General features: G+C 38.0%; 19 protein-coding genes and 1 pseudogene. 11 read left to right on the forward strand and 9 right to left on the reverse strand.

All coding sequences use genetic code 11. From position 1 onward, the window contains the following. Position 1 precedes the first annotated feature (1 nt). The 6 genes from PL9214_RS32730 to PL9214_RS17250 all read right to left on the reverse strand — a co-directional run bounded on the left by PL9214_RS32730 (position 2) and on the right by PL9214_RS17250 (position 3,909). Entirely contained in the window at positions 2 to 130 is a 129-nt protein-coding gene (locus PL9214_RS32730; protein WP_281250332.1) for a hypothetical protein, read from the reverse strand. 38 nt (positions 131 to 168) lie between these two features. After that, the gene (locus PL9214_RS17230) at positions 169 to 540 is read right to left on the reverse strand and encodes a DUF5615 family PIN-like protein (RefSeq protein WP_072719966.1); all 372 of its coding nucleotides are present in this window, start codon (positions 538 to 540) and stop codon (positions 169 to 171) included. Beyond that, positions 533 to 868 (reverse strand): DUF433 domain-containing protein, encoded by a 336-nt coding sequence (locus tag PL9214_RS17235; RefSeq protein ID WP_072719967.1) that lies wholly within the window; start codon positions 866 to 868, stop codon positions 533 to 535. Before PL9214_RS17235 ends, PL9214_RS17230 begins: the two co-directional genes overlap by 8 nt. 193 nt (positions 869 to 1,061) lie before the next feature. Beyond that, positions 1,062 to 1,745: a DUF1036 domain-containing protein gene (locus tag PL9214_RS17240; RefSeq protein WP_072719968.1), complete on the reverse strand. Its 684-nt coding sequence runs from the start codon at positions 1,743 to 1,745 to the stop codon at positions 1,062 to 1,064. Positions 1,746 to 1,758: 13 nt separating this feature from the next. Beyond that, complete coding sequence (locus PL9214_RS17245; RefSeq protein ID WP_072719969.1) at positions 1,759 to 2,835, reverse strand: protein kinase domain-containing protein; 1,077 nt, start codon at positions 2,833 to 2,835, stop codon at positions 1,759 to 1,761. A 3-nt stretch (positions 2,836 to 2,838) separates the two neighbouring features. Then, complete coding sequence (locus PL9214_RS17250) at positions 2,839 to 3,909, reverse strand: hypothetical protein (protein WP_072719970.1); 1,071 nt, start codon at positions 3,907 to 3,909, stop codon at positions 2,839 to 2,841. 48 nt (positions 3,910 to 3,957) lie between these two features. Here PL9214_RS17250 and PL9214_RS17255 point away from each other — a divergent pair, with 48 nt between their 5' ends. Beyond that, the gene (locus PL9214_RS17255) at positions 3,958 to 4,221 is read left to right on the forward strand and encodes a hypothetical protein (RefSeq protein WP_139295080.1); all 264 of its coding nucleotides are present in this window, start codon (positions 3,958 to 3,960) and stop codon (positions 4,219 to 4,221) included. Here PL9214_RS17255 and ltrA read toward each other — a convergent pair. Then, a pseudogene (gene ltrA, locus PL9214_RS17260) lies at positions 4,169 to 5,967 on the reverse strand (group II intron reverse transcriptase/maturase). The gene PL9214_RS17255 and the pseudogene ltrA sit on opposite strands and share 53 nt — an antisense overlap. 903 nt (positions 5,968 to 6,870) lie before the next feature. On the opposite strand from ltrA, the gene dnaG reads away from it, so the two are divergent. The 6 genes from dnaG to PL9214_RS17295 all read left to right on the forward strand — a co-directional run bounded on the left by dnaG (position 6,871) and on the right by PL9214_RS17295 (position 14,024). After that, positions 6,871 to 8,811: a DNA primase gene (gene dnaG / locus PL9214_RS17265; protein ID WP_072719972.1), complete on the forward strand. Its 1,941-nt coding sequence runs from the start codon at positions 6,871 to 6,873 to the stop codon at positions 8,809 to 8,811. Between the two features lie 774 nt (positions 8,812 to 9,585). Continuing rightward, on the forward strand, positions 9,586 to 9,765 hold the full coding sequence (locus PL9214_RS17270) for a hypothetical protein (protein WP_139295082.1): 180 nt from the start codon (positions 9,586 to 9,588) through the stop codon (positions 9,763 to 9,765). A 401-nt stretch (positions 9,766 to 10,166) separates the two neighbouring features. Continuing rightward, on the forward strand, positions 10,167 to 10,970 hold the full coding sequence (locus tag PL9214_RS17280) for a TPM domain-containing protein (RefSeq protein ID WP_072719975.1): 804 nt from the start codon (positions 10,167 to 10,169) through the stop codon (positions 10,968 to 10,970). Positions 10,971 to 11,158: 188 nt separating this feature from the next. Then, positions 11,159 to 11,785, forward strand: coding sequence for a precorrin-8X methylmutase (locus tag PL9214_RS17285; RefSeq protein WP_072719976.1), 627 nt, complete (start codon positions 11,159 to 11,161; stop codon positions 11,783 to 11,785). A gap of 699 nt (positions 11,786 to 12,484) precedes the next feature. After that, positions 12,485 to 13,027, forward strand: a complete 543-nt coding sequence (gene rsmD / locus PL9214_RS17290) for a 16S rRNA (guanine(966)-N(2))-methyltransferase RsmD (RefSeq protein ID WP_072719977.1) — start codon at positions 12,485 to 12,487, stop codon at positions 13,025 to 13,027. A 37-nt stretch (positions 13,028 to 13,064) separates the two neighbouring features. Then, positions 13,065 to 14,024: a 3'(2'),5'-bisphosphate nucleotidase gene (locus PL9214_RS17295; RefSeq protein ID WP_072719978.1), complete on the forward strand. Its 960-nt coding sequence runs from the start codon at positions 13,065 to 13,067 to the stop codon at positions 14,022 to 14,024. A 224-nt stretch (positions 14,025 to 14,248) separates the two neighbouring features. On the opposite strand, the gene PL9214_RS33075 is transcribed toward PL9214_RS17295, so the two are convergent. Then, complete coding sequence (locus tag PL9214_RS33075) at positions 14,249 to 14,530, reverse strand: DUF6629 family protein (protein WP_367400270.1); 282 nt, start codon at positions 14,528 to 14,530, stop codon at positions 14,249 to 14,251. 118 nt (positions 14,531 to 14,648) lie between these two features. Then, on the reverse strand, positions 14,649 to 15,077 hold the full coding sequence (locus PL9214_RS32925) for a DUF6629 family protein (RefSeq protein ID WP_072719979.1): 429 nt from the start codon (positions 15,075 to 15,077) through the stop codon (positions 14,649 to 14,651). 140 nt (positions 15,078 to 15,217) lie between these two features. Between PL9214_RS32925 and PL9214_RS17305 the strand changes: the two genes are divergently transcribed. The 4 genes from PL9214_RS17305 (at position 15,218) to PL9214_RS17320 (ending at position 19,456) form a co-directional block, all read left to right on the forward strand. After that, positions 15,218 to 16,279, forward strand: coding sequence for a class I SAM-dependent methyltransferase (locus tag PL9214_RS17305; protein ID WP_139295084.1), 1,062 nt, complete (start codon positions 15,218 to 15,220; stop codon positions 16,277 to 16,279). Positions 16,280 to 16,413: 134 nt separating this feature from the next. Continuing rightward, entirely contained in the window at positions 16,414 to 18,117 is a 1,704-nt protein-coding gene (locus PL9214_RS17310; protein ID WP_072719980.1) for a tetratricopeptide repeat protein, read from the forward strand. Between the two features lie 104 nt (positions 18,118 to 18,221). Further along, complete coding sequence (locus tag PL9214_RS17315) at positions 18,222 to 18,929, forward strand: DUF433 domain-containing protein (protein WP_072719981.1); 708 nt, start codon at positions 18,222 to 18,224, stop codon at positions 18,927 to 18,929. 137 nt (positions 18,930 to 19,066) lie between these two features. Then, complete coding sequence (locus PL9214_RS17320) at positions 19,067 to 19,456, forward strand: PIN-like domain-containing protein (protein ID WP_072719982.1); 390 nt, start codon at positions 19,067 to 19,069, stop codon at positions 19,454 to 19,456. Positions 19,457 to 19,477 lie beyond the last annotated feature (21 nt).

Raw genomic sequence — 19,477 nt, forward strand, 5'->3', positions numbered from 1 at the left:
GTTACAGGGCATCGGGTGTGGGAAATTCCTGCTCTTGTGTCCTATTGAGATCTAATTTTTGTAAGCGATCGCCTATTATTAAGTTAGGGTATAAAACGGTAACATCCTGACCTAAAGAATGCAATCTCAACCCTAATTTCTGATCTAAAAGCCCAGTGGCTCCGGTAACTAAAACCTTCTTAAAGCGATAGGTAAATGAATAATTTGATTTTGATATTCTTCTTCAAAGGAACCAGCAGCTATTAGGATTAACTCCTCTATTGTTTCTCCAATTCCCATTTCAGAATTAAGAATAAAAATCCCTGGTATATGACGACCTAGCTGTAAATGATCCGCTAAATGCACAGGCATTGATGTGCGGTTATTTGTGACAAGGACAAACTTATAAACTTCACACCAAATCAAAATTTCTGGATCTAATGTTCCTGTTGGTGGAGTATTAGGTTCTCCCACAGAACGAATTACTAAATCGGGTTCTCTCCGTCTTAGTTGATTAATATAAATTGGGTTAACATTTTCATCCATGAGATATTTAAGCATTTTTCAATTTTGTAGCTTCCTTTTCTGCTTTCAATTTCATTAATTTTTGAACAATAGGGGATGGATTTTGTCGTTGTTCTTCTCGCATTTGGTGTCCCCATTCCAACCATTCAGTAATATACTGACTTACCGATTCTTGATGCTGTAAATAATATAAAATTGTGGCATAAACTTGATCTAAACTTAAGGAAGTGTAGATTTTAGCGATTTCTTCTGGAGTCCGATTTCGATAAATGTACTCATAAAGAATGGTTTCAATGCCAATGCGTGAACCTTTCAAACGAATATCATTAGGGGCTAAAAAGTTGAAATAGTCTTCCAGTTGCATTGTTATACCTTAGAGAATTTACTGAATATAACTACATTTATTATACCACAACACGGGCTTAAAGTTTAAACAGGAAAGTGATGTTCATTGATTAAATCTTGCTTAATTCTAAGGTGATTATAACATTTTCTACTGATTTGGGTAAGTTAGGGTGAGAGCGATCACATTTGTAAAACAGTAATTTTTAATTAAATTATTCTTCTAAATTCCATAGCGTTATACCAGGAGTTACTGCAAAGACTTTCATCTGAACTTTTCTCTCGCCTATTTCATTACAAGGCATTTGATTAGCATTGATAAAATCAAATCCTCTTAAGCTATTAACACAAAAAGATAAATTAGGCAAATTTGAATTCCAAAATTTAGTTCCGCTTTGTCCGTACATATAAACATCACCTGTATAGCGTCTTCCTAGATCAACCTCTTCACATCTACTCGGATAAATAGTCAACCATCCTTTTGTTCGCAGTTCTGTTCCATTATTTCCATCCCAGTAACCGACTGCAAGATTAATTGTTTCGCCACGAGTTTGATTACAAAAACGAACAATTGTTGTTTGACGTAATTGGTTGAGTTGTGTTTGTAACCCATCTCTTTCTCGCTGAAGATTTTGAATCTTCAGGTTAAGTGAAATAATATGTAAACCCAACTTCAAACCAACGAAGAAGACTAAACTAGAAGCCATTCCTAAAAAAACAGCTAAAAATTGACTAAAATTACTTCGCTTCTTTTTAGCATCGGAGATTATTGGTTTTTTTACAGATTTTGAACTTTTTTCTAAAGCAACTAAATTTTTACCTCCACAAATATCACATTCTAAAGGTAATACATCGGATTTAAATTCATGAGTGCAAGTCTTACATTTATACAGTCCCATAATAATTTAGATATTAAGATTTTCTCATGTTTTTATTAACTCGTGAACCACTCCTTGCTGTTTTATCACTAGATAAAGTTGACTTATCTATATTTTCTGTTGGCAACGTATCATAATGATAAAGATGTCGTAAAATCTTATGAACTTCTACAATAGATAGGCGATTTTCTGGCTTTAAAACTAACATTTTTTCAATTAATAGTTTAATTTTATGATGTGTGGGATTAGAATAGCTTTTACTTGGGGTACTCCGGGTCAAACCTTTGCTAATATTGATACGGCTTTGTGGAGGCATTTCAAGGTTTAAACACTCAGGAAGTGTTAATTCTTGACCACTAGAAACTGTTTGATAAGCGTATTGATAACGCTTGGGAAAAGTCGGGAGTGAACCTGTCCAGTATTGACAAAAGATTAAACCCAGGGAAAAAATATCGGATTTTTGATTGGGTGCTGGGGTTTTACCTTCTGTATTAATATATTCAGCAAACTCTGGTGAATAGTAGACTTGATCTCCGACCAAAAATTCGGGTGTTGTGGGTTCTCCTTCTAATATACTATTATCAAAATCAATAATCTTAGCGATTAAACGATTTTCCCATTCTTGAATCAGAATATTATCAGGTTTGAGATCTAGGTGAATAATTCTACTCCCATGAAGAATCTTTAAAGCTCCTGCTGCTGTTAACATCACAAACAGCCGTTTTTTCATTTCTAACTCATGGACTTTATTAGATAAGGAGCTAGTATCAACTTTTTGAGAAACTTTAAAATAATGACTTCCATGGTCATCACCATGTTGAAAGAAGTCTATTGTCCTGACAACTAACCCCCCATCACCACAAGCAGAAAGAGCTTTCATAATAGCTAACTGTTTTTTTTCAAAAACTTCACATTGATCTCGTCTTTTTTGTTTCCCTTTCTCACTTCCTGGTGCAGAGTTACCTGGATAAACAGGACTTAAGAATTTTTTAATAAAAACCTCCTCTGCTCCCGCTTTTGCAAATCCCCATTGACACTGACCGCCATTAGTGCTGTCAAAATCACGACTGACGGTATATTTACCAATAACATCGCCTGTTTTGTAAGACATAATTTAGTTTTCTTCTTCTGAAATTTGTGTTAAATTGTCAATTTTACGGATTAATTCTTGCATTTTCCTCTTTTTTTCATAGTTGTTTGTAACCGTTTCGTCACTTAACTTACTTTGATAATATTGACTTGCTTCATTGCAATAATACCTCGCTTTAACTAAGTTATTAGATAGGTAGTTAATCCATCCTATAAAATAGTGTAAATTTGCTATAAGATCACGATCACTTATATTCAAATGTTCTTCTAGCAGTTGTCCTAAATCTTCAAACCGAGAATCTTCTTTAACCTGAGAATCAATATTTTCATCTGCAAACACTGTTTCTAAATCGTGAATAGCATCCTTAATATTATTATTTTTTAAGTTTACTTCAGCTAATTCTAAGTTATTGGGGATTTTGTTTTCTTCATCACTATGTGGGATTATTTCTACTACAGGATCTACGGTAGGTTCATTATTTTCACATGAGACAGAAATAATTTCTGGACTTGGAACAGAATCTGTATTTATTTCTACAATAGTTTGAACAATTTGCTGTTTTTCTTCCTGTTCTAAATAGAATTCATAATTTTCTCTATATTCCTGCCATAACGTTTGTAATTCCCCCAAATTTTTATTTTTGAAATAAAATTTTTCTGTTAAATAATCAAATCTTTCTTGATAGGATTGTTTTAAATCATCAAAACTATTATATCCTATTGAGCAAAGAATAAGAGATACATCATCTTGCTTAATATCTTGATACCGTTTATTTAACGAATCTTCCCATTGTTTCATATCCTCAGATTGACTCAATGTATTTAACAATAACTTTTCAAACTCCCAAGGCGCAGGTAAATATTGAAAGCATCCGTCAGTACAAGCAAGAATACATCCACGTTGATCCAATTCTTGTAATTTAAAATGAATCTGCCAATTTTCCTTCATGTCTGCACTTAAATATTGCGACATAGGTGGATCTTCTCGAATCATTTCAAACGCATCTTTTTTTACTTCTAAATCATCTTGAGTAAGTTGCTGTAAGCCTTTTTCTGGGCTGAGTAAGTATAACCGTGAATCTCCAATCCAAGCCAAACTAACTTCATACTTAGCTTCTAGTTTGGGATAGAAGTTGAGGAAGGTGTGAAAACTGACCTCTGTGTGACGTTATATCGATATGTGAAAAGTTTGGTAGATAAGTTAGATGCTCGGATAGAAAGTTGGCGAGAAGTGACTGAATGGTTAGAAGAAGCCGGATATAAACGACAGACACCCCCTGAGATTCCCGTTGATAGTTTGCTGACTGAAAAAAGTGTTGTTAATGTTGTTAGAGTCGATAGAAGCGTTACCACTTCTACCTCTCCTTCAGAACCGTGCGTGAGACTTTCACCTCACACGGCTCCTTGATAATTCCACCTTTGTTATAGGTACGATTCAAAACGGGTTATTGTCATGATTCTTGATTAAAGAACCGTCGTGGGCCGTTTTTATGTCGTGACAATGTTTGTGTAGAAGTTGCAGATTATCATAAGTGTCTTTTCCACCTAATGATGTTGGTTTAATATGATCAACCTCTACAATGTCTGTACTTGTGAAATACAGACCACAGTCAGGACAAATACCCTTTTGTTTCTTGATTAATTTAGAAACCCTGTTAGGAGTTTCAGGATATTTGCCTCTTCGTTTACTCCAATAAGTCCAGTTGCCATCATACGGACTAGCTTCGCTTTTAACCTTTGTATGCCTTACGATTGGCGTACTAGCGTGAGTGATTAATTCTAATCCGTCTTCTGTACTGAAACACCAATTTTTGTTGCCTACTGTTCTCCAGTATTTATCTTTATTGATGTCCCCTTTTCCCCTTGTTCTTGCCCATGTTCTCAACTTATCATAAGTTAGATGATCAACTTGTGAGAAAGTTTTTTTACTAGCAACTGTTGAGTAATAGTTTGACCACCCTTTAATTATTGGGTTTAGCTTACTAATTAAAGTAGCTTGTGGGGCGGTCGTATAAGTATCTATTACTTCAGCTATCTTGATAAGATGAGTTTTGATTTTGGTTTTTGAGGGTGTGATTATTGTTTTAAAACCTAGTGGAATTCCTTTGGAATTATTGGCACTTCTGTAGTTACCTACTTCGTGTTGTTGTATATGGAATCCTAAAAAATTAAACCCAACTTTTCCGTCAATTTCATTGAGGGTGTGGGTTATTTTTGTTTTACTGGGTTTTAATTCCAATCCCATATCACTCAACCATTCAGCGATTATCTCTTGACACTTTCTGACAACGTTTACATCCTCATGGATTATCACAAAGTCATCAGCGTAACGGATTAAACTAAGGGCATTACGGTTATTTTGTTTATGTCCTTTTAGAGTTTCTGCATATTGCTTGACTCTTTCTTCCATACCATGTAAGGCAATATTTGCAAGTAGAGGTGAAATCACCCCCCCTTGTGGTGTTCCCTCATGGGCAGGAAAAAGTTGTTTTCCGACGCAGTACCCTGCTTTGAGCCACACTTGAATTTGACGGCTTAAAGTGGGGTATGTATGTATTTTGGAGATTAACACTTGATGGTCTATACGATCAAAGCATTTTGAGATATCAGCATCAAGCACATATTTGGCTTTTTGATGGATGCTATTGAATATTGCTTCGATTGCATCGTGGCAGGAACGTCCTGGTCTGAAACCGTAACTGTTAGGTTCAAATTTAGCCTCCCATTCGGGTTCTAATGCTAGTTTGACTAACGCTTGTAATGCACGGTCGTCTATTGTGGGTATTCCCAATGGACGAGTTTCAGTTGTTCCCGGTTTGGGTATCATTACTCTACGAGTAGGTTTAACCTTACCTGTTAACTTTAATCGTCCTACAAGGCTCATCCGTTGTTTTGGGGTCAGAGATTTAACTCCGTCCACTCCTGCGGTATTTTTGCCTTGATTGTCCTGTGTTACCCGACGTACAGCGATACATTTTGCTGACCAAGACCTAATCAGGGTCTTCTGAAGTTTGCGAACTGCTTTAACATCGCCTCGTTCACTCGCTCGAAATATGCGCTTTTGCAACTTGAAAGTCACCCGTTCTAGCTTGCGCCAGTTGATGTCTTTCCACTCCACCGTCTGATTTTTGTTCAGCGTTTTAGATTTATTCATTGCTACTTGTTCTATTTCTTTGGAATTACCGAGTATCTGTCAGCATATCCCTTGCATTACCAAGGGCATTCGCTTTTGATACCATCCCTCCCCTAATTACCATTCGTTAGCTACTTACTGGTTATCGACCTTTTACCAGAGATAATTAGGGGTTACTTCGTTCCGATTACACATTTGTTTGAAGTCTTTAGCGTGATGCTATCCACCGGGTTTATTGGGCGGTGCTTATAAGTCGGATTATCAACCGCTTATGCCCTAATCCTTGCCTTTTGGCTTGGTGTTTATCAAGTTTTATCTTGAATTTAGCCCATTACACCATTTCTGTTAACGATGGTTCAAACGCATCTTTGCTTTCGCTACACATGGACTTCTTGCTCGATAGTTACCAGATTTGGCTACCAGTAGTTCTACCTTTTAACCCCGCTTTAGTCTGTTAGTTGCTACTTAAGCAGACTAGGGGTTATGCTTTCACCTCAGCACTTGAGGGATGGGACTTAATTCACAGAATTTCACCCATAAATGTAATTAGTTATCTCTAACTACCTAGGTAGCTAGGCTAACCGTCCCATAAGCTTTTTGGCTTATTTTAGGTTAAACGAATCGCACAATAATATTCATATTGAAAATCATCAGTTAGTTGTTGTTTTTAGTTTAAAAATCCCTACAACATCCGCTACTTCAGAATCAAAAAAATATTCAGAGATGACAGAAAATTCAATAATTGCTGAGAATTTAGTTAATTAACCGTTGAATATAAAACGACAATAGCAAGTTCAAGTTCTTGAATTTATGCCCATTGTAAATAAGGATACCTTTAAAAAAATCAGACAATAAGAAGATTAAAGGGATCATCAGGGGTATTTTATGGCAAAATAAAGATTTACAATTTTAATCTCATCTCCAATGCTGACTCCCCGAATTCATCCCGATACCATAGAGGACGTTAAAGAACGCGCTGATATTTATGATGTTGTTTCCGAGAAAGTGGTCTTGAAACGACGGGGAAAAGATTTTGTGGGGTTGTGTCCCTTTCATGAAGAAAAAACCCCTAGTTTTACCGTTAGTCCGACGAAACAAATGTTTTATTGTTTTGGATGTGGGGCGGCGGGAAATAGCCTGAAATTTATCATGGATTTGGAGAAACGTTCCTTTAGTGAGGTCGTTTTAGAGTTAGCAAAACGCTATCAAATTCCGGTAAAAACCTTAGAGCCCGAAAAACGGCAGGAATTACAAAGACAGATTTCTTTACGAGAACAATTATATGAAATTTTAGCGATCGCCACAAGTTTTTATCAACACGCTTTAAGACAGCCGGAAGGATTACAAGCCTTAGATTATTTAAAATTGAAACGTCAGATTAAAGAAGATACAATTCAATATTTTCAGTTAGGATACGCCCCCCAAGGATGGGAAACCCTCTATGATTATCTTGTGGAACAGAAGCATTTTCCGGCGGAATTAGTAGAACAGGCGGGGTTAATTGTGCCTCGAAAAACGGGTAATGGCTATTATGATCGGTTTAGAGATCGGTTAATGATTCCCATTCAGGATAGTCAAGGGCGAGTGATTGGATTTGGAGGTCGGAGTTTAGGGGATGAACTTCCGAAATATCTCAATTCTCCCGAAACAGAATTATTTGATAAAGGTAAAACGTTATTTGCCTTAGATAAAGCCAAAAATGCGATTAGTAAACAGGATTTAGCGATTGTTGTAGAGGGGTATTTTGATGCGATCGCTTTACATAGGGCGGGAATTGAAAATGTTGTAGCATCTTTAGGAACTGCTTTAAGTTTAAATCAAGTTCGGCAGTTAGTTCGCTATACAGAATCTAAACAAATTATTCTGAATTTTGATGCGGATGCTGCGGGAAATAAAGCCGCCGAACGCGCCATCGGAGAAATTGAAGATTTGGCTTATCAAGGATATATTAATTTACGGATTTTAAATATTCCCTCCGGGAAAGATCCTGATGAATTTTTAATCTATAATTCTGCCGAAGATTATCAAAAATTAGTCTTGAATTCTCCCTCATGGATTGAGTGGCAAATTCAACGGCTTTTAATCGGAAAAAGCTTGGAAACCGTTGCCCAGTCGCAACAAGTTTCAAAAGTGATGGTAGAATTATTAAGAAAAATTGACAACGGCATACAAAGAACTCATTATATTCAATACTGTGCTGAACTTCTCAGCCAAGGACAATCTCGATTAGTTCCTTTGTTCGCTAAAAATTTACAAACTCAAGTTAATAAACCTTATTCAGATCATGAAAAACAAAAGGTATCTTCTGATTTACTAACTCTTAATTCTGAACGGAGTTTATTAGAAGAAGCGGAAGTGAAACTGCTGAGAATTTATTTACATTGTCCTGAATACCGTCTGACCATTCAGGATGCCTTAGAAGCGAGAGATTTACAGTTTAGTTTAGCCCATCATCGGTTTCTCTGGCGAGAAATTACTAAAATTGAAGAAATAGCTGAAAAGGATTTAGATTCCGTTGATTTGATTCTGGAATTACAACAAGTTTGTTTACAGGAAAATCAACCTACAAAGCAATTTTATCATTTATTTTATTTGGATGAACATACAGAAATTGATATCCGTCGCGCTCGTTTAGTAATTCGCAGTTCCGTGGCTTCTATTGAAACGGTTATTTGTCAAAAAAGACGAGATATGGCATTAAAATTATGGCAAGAAACAGATGTTGGAAAAGAGCAAAATTTAGCTCAAAAATATTATCAACAAATTGATGCTGAAACGAAATGGATGTGGGAATTAAAACGAATTCGTGATACCCAATTTGATGATTTAATTTCTGTTCCTTTAGGGGGAATAAATTTTAATTAAAAATTAGAGATTATCCCTTGAAATGTGCCATTTTTTTGATTGAAACATCATATATAGCAATCCTATTTGATTTGTATCCAAAATTTCTGCTCAAAAGGGAACAGCTTAACTGGGAACAGGGAACAGCTTAACTGGGAACAGGGAACAGGGGTAATACTTCTAGCTGTTTCATATCAGTTTTAAATGATTACAACCTATTTGGGATTGCTATAGCAGTTGTAAATTATTACAACTAGCCTGAAACAGCCAGAAGTATTATCTGGTGTTCCCTGCTTCCTAAGATAGTGTTTTTACAGAACTTTATTAAGTAGTATAAATGTAATATAGCAACTTTAAGTGACGCTAGAGAAAGTGGAATAACTAGACTCGAATTCTCCCAAATAGCGAACTATCCTAGGGAATAGAGAGGGAAAAGTTGACCCTCTCTCCTGAAATATAAATAAAATGAATCTATGATAAGAACCTACTCATGAATGGCAACTATTCCTGATCAACGCCAAGGAAATTGTAAAGTAGAGTGTTCACTTTGGAAAGTTTTATTATTCATTAATTTGAAAATTTCCCATTCATTACACCCATCCGCTATCCACCCATCTAATAGCAATTAAATCCGCCAATACCCCCCTCTAAATTAAACCTTTTAAGTTGACTGAAACCCTTATTTGAGTTCAATAATTCACGGGTTTACAAGGCGGATTAACACTTTAATCATCCCAGAAGGAGTCAATGATGTTACACAAAAGTCTGCTAATTTTAACCGTAACCCTGTCATCAATGATAACCTCTACGCCAGCGAAAGCTTCGGAGTTTATTCGGTCGAGTTTTTCTGTAGAGTCTCCCTGTCCTATTCTGAATACTACATCCCAACAACAGCTTTTACCTTCTCTGTGCCGCCAAGCTAGAGAGGAAGGTCAGGAAATCATTCAAGATACGGGTAGACCTCCACGAGATTAATATTAAAGATCAGCCCAGGCATTACTGGAACAAATTCTAATAACCCTCATCCCCCCAGTAGAGATATGAAGTTTAAATTCAATATCTCTACTGTTTTTTGTTCTTGATAAAATCCCTGAACCCAGTGAGGCAACACCGAACACCGAACAGTCAGCAATGAATCCTTTTGCTGGATTTAGAAATGTCCTAACTGTAATGGGTAGCACTATATCTTTTCCCTTAATTTCCCTCAATCTCCTAGGAGTAGGGCTTTGAACGGTATGACAACCCCAGAAACTGTAATCCTGATTGCCGATTTTGTGATAAAGTTAAAAATTGTAAAGAAATATGAGAGTCGGATGATCTCCGGGTTAACAAAAAACCCATATTGCTTACATTTATAGACATTGATAGGAACTTCCATGCAACAGAATTGGCTGCACAGATTGCTTCTCTCTCTTGCTGTATTTGCTCTAGTGTTTTCGACTTGGGCATTTGCACCCGTTGCTCATGCGTTTAATAATCCTGATTTACTGCCTAAAATTCAAACCCCCGTCATTGACCTCGCCGGAATTCTGACCGACGTTCAGGAAAACCTATTAGCAAAAGATATAGAAGAGTTTGAAACCCAAACAGGATGGAAACTGAGAGTCTTAACTCAATTTGACCAAACCCCAGGGCGCGCCGTTAAAGACTATTGGGGACTGGATGATAAAAGCGTTTTATTAGTCGCCGATGAACGGGGTGGGAATATTCTCAACTTTAGCGTCGGTCGTCAGGTTTACCCGTTTCTGTCTCGGACATTTTGGGTAGAATTACAAACCCGCTTCGGAAATCAATATTTTATTCGAGAAAATGGAGAAGACCAATCGGTACTCCAATCCATTGATACGATTCAAGGCTGTTTAGTTCAAGGTGGCTGTCGAGTTGTTCCCGGACTTCCTCAAGAACAGTGGATTTTAACCTTAATTACCTCGGCTCTCGGTGGAGTGATTTGTGGTATCGCCAGTATTCCCCGCAAACCCGGACAAGTGATTGCATGGCAATGGGCGTTAATTTTCTCTCCTTTGTGGGGGATTTTATTCATTGCCTTTGGAATTGGCCCTGTTGTTTCTCGTACCCAGGAATGGCTTCCCCTTGTTCGCAATATTTCTGGCTTCCTGATTGGTTTCTTAGTGGCTTTTCTGACTCCGGTGTTCAATCACTCCTCCTCCCCAGAAGCTTAAGGGCTTTGACCGTTGGCGGTTGACGGTTGATTGTCAAGGTGCGCGGACGCTGGCACGACCTTACTCCTACACCCTATTTCTCGTCACAACGCCAACAACCTGATACACTGAATAAGTTGTAATCTGGTTGTGCTAAGTCAATTTTCCTTAGCCACAGAACTGAAGAAGCTAACAATCGGCGAGTCACAATGGAATGGCATATTACCGATGCCCAGAGTTTAGGAATTATTGATGACGAAATTGGCGATCATGTATTTTCGCCAGCCGAATACGAAATTGTTCGTCGAGTGATTTATTCGACGGCGGATTTTGAATATAAAAGTTTAGTTCGTTTTTCTGACCAAGCGTTACAAGGGGGGGCGGCGGCTTTAGCGGCTCGGACAACGATTGTTGTTGATGTGCCCATGGTACAGGTGGGGATTACTCCCCGCATTCTTTCAACCTTTGCTAATCCTGTTTATTGTTCGATGGAGGCGGTAACACGACCCCAACGGGAAAAAACCCGCTCGGCTTGGGGGATTGAAACCTTAGCAAAGCGCTATCCTGAAGCGATTTTTGTTATTGGTCAAGAACAAACAGCCCTTTCTGCCATTGTCGATTTAATTGAAGCGGATGAGATTAAACCCGCTTTAGTAATTGCGACTCCTTCAGGTTTTGTCGGGGCTGATGTCGCCAAGTCCCGTTTAAATGATTCGATGGTTCCCCATGTCCGCATTGACGGACGCAAGGGTAGTGCAGTTGTGGCGGTGGCGTTAGTTGATGCCTTAGTTGATCTGGCTTGGCAAGCCTATGGTCGAGAAGGTAATGGTAGTTAGATGGGTTTGGACTTGTTGGGATAAGATAGGGGAAAATTCAAGTTCTGACTCCTGACCGTTTCCCCCATCACTTCTATAAATTTCGAGTTGGTTATCACATTTTTGCTTTTTTGTCAAGTAGGGGTAGCAAAGGGCGATATTTAAGATGTGCGCGAGGTCAGTTGATTTTAGATAATTTTTGAAGGCTTGAATCGATTTTTAACGATAGAATGGCTATTATGGCTGATGTTTTGGGATCAAGATATAGATGTTGCAATTTAGCCTATCTACTAAAATGCTAACATTCGCTCCAAACCTTGTCAAGTCGTTCCCTTAAGAAAAATAATTCTCATTAATTTAGCTTTTATTAAGAATTGTAAACCCACCTTTGTTTTGAAATTTAAAATTTATTAGGTAGATAGATTAGATTATATAATTATTTTCTGTCCTAAAGAGAGTCCTTTTGAGGGGTTTCATCACTGAAGCAGACATAGGAGTCGCACCTGGTGATTAGAACATAGACTGATACTAAAACCTAAGCCGTACACCCCTATAAACTTACCTGTTCTCTGTTCCCTACTCTAAAAAGAGATCTAAAAACTCAATTAAAACATTCACCAGATTATCTTCTAAAAAAATATCATTTTGTGTTGGATCTCTTGAGATTTGCTATATTTTGAAGGTAGACTCTCCCATTTTGTGCAGTGGAGGACTTTATTTTTGAGTTTAAGAATCTCAGGAAATCGCTTAATTAAAACTTTACCAGGGGAAGAAACACGCCCCACATTAGCCAGGGTCAGAGAAGCAGTTTTTAATATTTGGCAGGGTCAAATAGAAGGCTGTCGCTGGTTAGATTTATGTACCGGAAGCGGTTCAATGGGAGCCGAAGCATTATGTCGAGGAGCATCGGTTGTAATTGGGATAGAACAACATAGAAAAGCTTGTCAAGTGATTCAAGAAAATTGGCAAAAAATTGCCGATTCTTCCCAACAGTTTCAAGTCATACGAGGGGATATTTTAGAAAAGTTAAAAACCTTATCGGGGCAACAATTTGATTGTATTTATTTCGATCCGCCTTATGATAGTAATCTTTATCAACCCACCTTAGACGCGATCGCCCAATATCAACTTCTGTCTGCGGATGGAGAAATTGCGGTTGAGCATCATCCCCATCGTTGGCAAATTCAACCCATTATGGGGTTAGAAATTTGTCGGGAAAAAATCTATGGAAATTGTGCTTTAACGTTTTATTGTTTAAAATAATAGAATCCGTAGTAAGTCGCCTCTAATGGGAGTTTTTATGTCTTACGAACAAGAAAAGCAAATTGCAATTGCAGCTACATTAGCGGCTGGGAAACTATGTGAAAAAGTGCGTCGGAATATCCCACCAGCAATGGAGAAAAGTGATAAAAGTCCGGTGACGGTTGCCGATTATGGTTCTCAAGCAATTATTTGTAAAGCCATCGCAGAAGTATTTCCTCATGATCCCGTTGTCGGGGAAGAAGATGCAACGGAATTGCAAACTCCAGAAATGGCAGAAAATTTAGCAAAAATTACCCAATATGTACAGGAAATTATTCCTGATGCCACCTCAGAACAGGTTACAGATTGGATTAATAAAGGGAATGGAAAAGTTGGAAACCGCTTTTGGACATTAGATCCCATTGATGGAACAAAAGGATTTTTAAGACAAGATCAATATGCCATTGCTTTAGCTTTAATTGAAGACGGGGAAGTCAAAGTTGGGGTGATGGGATGTCCGGCTTATCCGGTGGAAAATCATGAACCGGGAGCTTTATTTGTTGCGGTGCGAGGACAAGGCGCAACGATGATAATTTTGGCAACGGGTGAAGAAATTCCGATTCAAGTTGTGCAGGCAAATGATGTAGAAAATCTTCGGTTTGTGGGCAGTGTTGAAGCCAGTCATGGAGATATTGATCGTCAGGATGCTGTAGCAAAAGCAGTAGGAATTATTGCCCCAGCAATTAAAATGGATTCTCAAGCAAAATATGGGGCGGTTGCTTCTGGAAAAGCGGCGTTATATTTGCGACTTCCTTCTCCTAAAACTCCTAATTATCGAGAAAATATTTGGGATCACGCGGCGGGGGCAATTGTTGTTGAAGAAGCGGGAGGAAGAGTCAGTGATATGTTTGGTAAACCTTTAGATTTTGCCTCTAATCCTAAAATGTTAGATAATCGGGGGATTTTAGTTAGTAATGGCATTATTCATGATACGGTTTTATCGGTATTGAATCAATAAATTTCTCCGAGTTAATCAGGATTAAACCTAGGATAGAATTAAGATCGTTTTAGGGCGAGGAGCTCCATCCGTTTTAACTTAACGCCAAAAAGCCCTGATTACAGCTTTGATCAGATGTCCCTAAATCCCCCTTAAAAAGCAGGGGGTTTTCATTTTACAAAATTGGCGACTCAATTTGACTCTCCAATTTTGTAAAATGGGGCGAAAAAACTGTCAGTATTGTCTTAATTTTTAAGTTCTGGGCTATGTGTTTTCCAGTCAAAAAAGATGATCCATAAACTACTACTAAGAGCGGCGGCAAAGAAGCACCACACTGAAATAAAAGTAGTTTGATAAAAGCTATCCGCCAAAATAAAAGAAAGAATGACCACAATGCCAAATATTACTAATAACCTTTGGCTTGATATCAAAAAAGGAACACTAATTACTAGCAAATATAAATATTTACAAACATCATAGAAAGAAATAAATTTAAGATCATATAGCAAATTAAGGTTATATAGCACTTCCAAATGAGTTATAATAAATGTAAGGTTAGCAATAATCCCCCAAAGCTGGCAACGGAAAATGAATATAATCGANCTTAACTGGGAACAGGGAACAGGGGTAATACTTCTAGCTGTTTCATATCAGTTTTAAATGATTACAACCTATTTGNAACAAATTTCCTGAATAATTAGTAGCTAAAACCCCTTCTCTAATCACGCAACTCAGAAGATAAATTGCTAAACTTAATCCAATGATAGCCAAGGTTAAAATTACTTTTTTGCGAAGCGGATTGTTTTCTAATAAATACACAGAAACCGGGCATAAAATTAACCAAATTCCTGTAGCAAAGCCTAAAAAACCATAAGCTCCTATAAAATAGAGAAGAGATGATTGATGATCCAAATTTAACCAGACCATTCCCTCCAAAAATTGCTGAGTTGCAAATAATAACGGAAAAGAAGCTAATAAAAGCTGATTTTTCGAGGTCGTTTGTGTTAGTGTCGCAATTCCTAATACTGATAAGGAGAGACTGGCGGTAAAACTTGCCGTTGCTGAAAAGCACATAAAAATATTAGACTCCTAAGTTCTTAAAACCGTAGATTTTTTGAATACATCGTTAACAAGTCTGTTGATTTCTTTGCTTTTCCTGATACATTAGAGCAACAGGGCAAGTTACTATACAGCATTAAGAGGATATTGTATTCGTGGTAGCCGTGAATCAACCGATTACAGTCAATGATCAAAATCTAATTGAAAAAGCACTTTTGCTCAAAGTGAAACGACTGACTTCTGCACGAGGACAACTGGTGCTTCCTTGTGCCCCTGCTTTGCTCGATGAATATATGAGTCAGTTTAACGCTTTGTTAATCGCATTGGGGCAGAACTTTACCCCGGATGAATTGAATGGGTTACGTCAGCTTGTAGAACGAAAACTCAATGAAGGATATCAAGCTTCACCCCATGCTCGTTTAGTGTTTAAATATGAACCCCCTGACCCCACCCAAGGATTAACCAGTGGATTAAAAATCACGGTGACAACGGAAGTAGCCTCTTTAGAAAATAAATATCAACGCTGGTTAACCACCCGTGAAGGGCCGTTGTTTGGGTCACATCCCGATGCCAAATTAATGGCGGTAGCGTCCGATTTATCTGACCCAGCCCGCAGTCCCATTTTAGATATTGGGGCGGGTGTCGGTCGCAATACCCTGCCTTTAGCGCGAAAAGGACATCCGGTAGATGCTGTCGAACTGACCCCAGACTTTGCTCAAATTATTGCTAAGGAAGCCAAAGAAAACAACTTACCTATTCGGGTGATTCAAAGCAATATTCTCAACCCGGCTTTAGTTTTACCCGCTAATTATTATCGATTAGCTTTAATTGCGGAAGTGATTTCCCATTTTCGCAACTTAGAAGATGTGCAAACTCTATTAACAAAAGTTTGTGATGCGGTTGTTCCTGGGGGGTTAATTTTATTCAATACGTTTATCACCCATGACAACTATGAACCCAATAATAAAGTGCGGGAAATGGGGCAAATTCAATGGTCATACTTGATTACCCGTCCTGAAATTAATCTGCTTTTAAAAAGTTTACCTCTAGAACTGATATCCGATGAGTCAGTTTATGAATATGAACGTGCTCACCTTCCCCCGGAAGCTTGGCCGCCTACCAATTGGTTTGAACATTGGTCACAGGGTCGAGATATTATTCCCATCCAAAACCCGCCCATCTCTCTGCGTTGGCTACTATGTCGGGTTAAAAAATAATTCGGGATTTCTGATAATTCAGCCGTTTCCGATTGTCGATTCCCCCGTTGGTTACAATAGGGGGGATTGTTAAATCAACTTGACACCGTAGGATAGAAGATATTAGCACTCATTGGTCAGGAGTCAAACAGCCCATGTCGGAAGAGTTAACCCCCTCCCTGTTTCCTGTGGACTCTCCTCCACCCACTCAACCCGCCTCTAAATTAGGATTTTTAGGCGTTTTTAAAGCATGGCCTGAATATAATAAAGGCAATCGATTTTATAAATTAGGACGCTATGAATTTGCCTTTGAACGATATGATCAAGCGGTAAATTATAAACCCGATTGGTATTCTGCCTGGTTAAGACGGGGAAATAGTTTGCGGAAATTAAAACGTTATAAAGATGCCTTAGCATCTTATGATCGGGCGATTAAAATTAAACCAGAAGATTATTGGGCGTGGACGTTTCGGGGTATTGCTTTAGCTAAATTAGAACGATGTGAAGAAGCGGTGGCTTCCTTTGATAAAGCGATTACTATTGAACCGGAAAATTTTGAAGCTTGGTATGAACGGGGTTTAGCGTTAGAAGCATTATTACAATATAAAGCAGCGGCAGCTTCTTATAAACGAGCTATTGAAATTAAACCGAATGTTTCTTCGATTTGGTATCATCAAGCCAATGCTTTAATGAATGAAGAACGTTATAGTGATGCGGTGGCTTCTTATGATCGGGCAATTCAATTACAGCCTGCTAATTATGAAGCTTGGTTTAATCGGGGTGAAATGTTATTAAGTCAACAGAAATATGCCGATGCGATCGCGTCTTATGAACAAGCGATTCAATTGCAACCCAAGAGTTATCAAGCCTGGTTTAATCGAGGAATTGCTTTACAAAAATTACGGCGATATACAGAAGCGATTACGTCCTATGATACGGTAATTCAACTGCAACCCCAGGATTATGAAGTTTGGTTTTATAAAGGCATGGCGTTACTGCATCATCAACAACATCAAGCCGCCTTAACTTGTTTAAATCAAGCCTTACAAATTAATCCTGATTCGGCTGCAATTTGGATTAGTCGCGCTCAAGCCTTATTAGACTTAAAACAATATCAAGCCGCGATCGCATCCTTTGATAAAGCCACCCAATTAAACTCTAATTTTCCTGAAGCTTGGTTAGGTCGAGGCAAAACCCTGTGTGAACTCAAACAATATCAAGAAGCGATTATTGCCTATGATAATGCCTTGCAAATTCAACCGGATTTTCTGGATGCTTGGAATTGTCGAGGAGAAGCTTTAGAACAATTAGATCGGTTTGAAGAAGCGTTAATTGCCTATGATAAAGTGGTACAAATGACCACAGAAGATACCGCCTTAGCAACAAAAGCAGGCTTACAACGGGGGGAAGCATTAGAAAAATTAGAACGCTATGATGAGGCGATTATTGCTTATAAAAAAGTGATTCGGGTACAACCGGATAATTTTGATGTCTGGGTACATTTAGGGAAAACTTTAGAAAAGGTTGAAAAGTATTCAGAAGCCGCAGAAGCCTTTCAGCAAGCGGTAAAAATTTGGCCGGAATCCTATTCTACTTGGTTAAAATGGGGATTAGCCTTAGAATCAGCCCAACGCTATCAAGATGCGTTAAATGTTTATGACAAAATTATTCAACAGAAACCCGACTATTATCAAGCTTGGATTCGTCGAGGTATGACCTTTGAACAAATGAATTGTTATCAGGATGCGAATCGTTCCTATGGTGTCGCCTTAGAAATGCAACCCAATTCTGCTGAAGCGGTCATTCATCGAAATCGTGTGAATTTGAAGTTAAAAAATAATCCCAATAAAGACTTATAGGAGGGGATTATCTGTTCTGCCTTGAAACTCTATATCCTAGCTACTGATAACGCTTTTATGATCAGGGTTCTAGCCTTTTCCTATCTCGTATTTAAAAATTAATAATGAGCAAAATATCCCGCCCAAAATATCCCTATCATGTTCCGATTTATTCAACAGTAGATGCTGCCCGATATCTTAATATACCAGTATCGACTCTTAGAACTTGGATAAAAGGACGCTCTTACCCAACAAAAACAGGACACAAAGACTTTAGACCCCTGATCCAACGTCCAGATCCCGACTATTCTCAACTCTCTTTTACTAACCTAATAGAAGCCCATGTGTTGAGAGTTATTCGTACCGTTCATAATATTCCCCTTGATAAAGTCAGACTTGCTCTTGACTATATCAGTGAACAATTTAAAACCGAACATCCCTTAGTTCTCAAAAAATTTAGTAGCGATGGCGTTGACCTTTTTATCGAACAAGTCGAACATTTAATTAATGCGTCTCGTTCTGGACAATTAGCCATGAAACAAGTCTTAAACCATCTTCTTAACCGTATAGAATGGGATGAGGAAAACATTGCTGCTAGACTCTTCCCTTTTATTGAAGCTTATGGGGAAGACTCCCCCGAAAAAATAATAACGATTGATCCTAATATCTCCTTTGGAAAACCTACAATTTCTAAAACAGGAGTTCCTACAAAAATTGTAACTGAACTTTACGATGCAGGGGACTCCCTAGAAGAAATTGCCTCAGACTATAACTGTACTATTTTACAGATAAAAACAGCAATTTTATTCGAGTCCAAATTACGGGTAGCATGACCTATAGCGCTACGCGCAAGGGAACAGGGAACAGGGAACAGAGAACAGAGAACAGGGAACAGTAAGAATTGAAAGGGTTTCAGGGTTTAAAAATGTCCTAACCGTAATGCGTAGCACTATATCATTACACCTATTTTATAGATCGTGCGTTAGGAAAATCTCTGGGTGATGCCTTACAATCATTAGGGGTTAAAATTGAATTTCATCATAACCATTTTCCTCCTGATTCTCCTGATACAGAATGGCTACCTATTGTTAGTCAACGGGGATGGGTGGTACTAACGAAAGATGACAACATTAGTAGAAATATTTTAGAAGTTGAACAAATTGCCCAGTCTCAGGCACGAGTTTTTATTCTGGTATCAGGTAATCTTTCTCGTCAAGATGTAATTACTATTTTTGTTAATGCAATTGATAAAATAGAGAAAATAACTCAAGGAAATCAAGCTCCTTTTATTGCTAAAATTTATCGACCTGCTAAAGTTATTATCTGGCTAAATCGAGCAAAACTAGGCAGATACATCTAAACAGTGAGTCATTGGGTATAT

It is taken from the genome of Planktothrix tepida PCC 9214, assembly GCF_900009145.1.
Lineage (GTDB): Bacteria > Cyanobacteriota > Cyanobacteriia > Cyanobacteriales > Microcoleaceae > Planktothrix > Planktothrix tepida.

Bases quoted from the DNA above. Each gene is read 5' to 3' on its own strand.
- dnaG (WP_072719972.1), top strand. From the start codon at position 6,871: ATGCTGACTCCCCGAATTCATCCCGATACCATAGAGGACGTTAAAGAA.
- PL9214_RS17230 (WP_072719966.1), bottom strand. From the start codon at position 540: ATGCTTAAATATCTCATGGATGAAAATGTTAACCCAATTTATATTAAT.
- PL9214_RS17280 (WP_072719975.1), top strand. From the start codon at position 10,167: ATGCAACAGAATTGGCTGCACAGATTGCTTCTCTCTCTTGCTGTATTT.
- PL9214_RS17295 (WP_072719978.1), top strand. From the start codon at position 13,065: ATGTCTTACGAACAAGAAAAGCAAATTGCAATTGCAGCTACATTAGCG.
- PL9214_RS17235 (WP_072719967.1), bottom strand. From the start codon at position 868: ATGCAACTGGAAGACTATTTCAACTTTTTAGCCCCTAATGATATTCGT.
- PL9214_RS17270 (WP_139295082.1), top strand. From the start codon at position 9,586: ATGATAACCTCTACGCCAGCGAAAGCTTCGGAGTTTATTCGGTCGAGT.
- PL9214_RS17315 (WP_072719981.1), top strand. From the start codon at position 18,222: ATGAGCAAAATATCCCGCCCAAAATATCCCTATCATGTTCCGATTTAT.
- PL9214_RS17240 (WP_072719968.1), bottom strand. From the start codon at position 1,745: ATGGGACTGTATAAATGTAAGACTTGCACTCATGAATTTAAATCCGAT.
- PL9214_RS17310 (WP_072719980.1), top strand. From the start codon at position 16,414: ATGTCGGAAGAGTTAACCCCCTCCCTGTTTCCTGTGGACTCTCCTCCA.
- PL9214_RS17245 (WP_072719969.1), bottom strand. From the start codon at position 2,835: ATGTCTTACAAAACAGGCGATGTTATTGGTAAATATACCGTCAGTCGT.
- PL9214_RS17285 (WP_072719976.1), top strand. From the start codon at position 11,159: ATGGAATGGCATATTACCGATGCCCAGAGTTTAGGAATTATTGATGAC.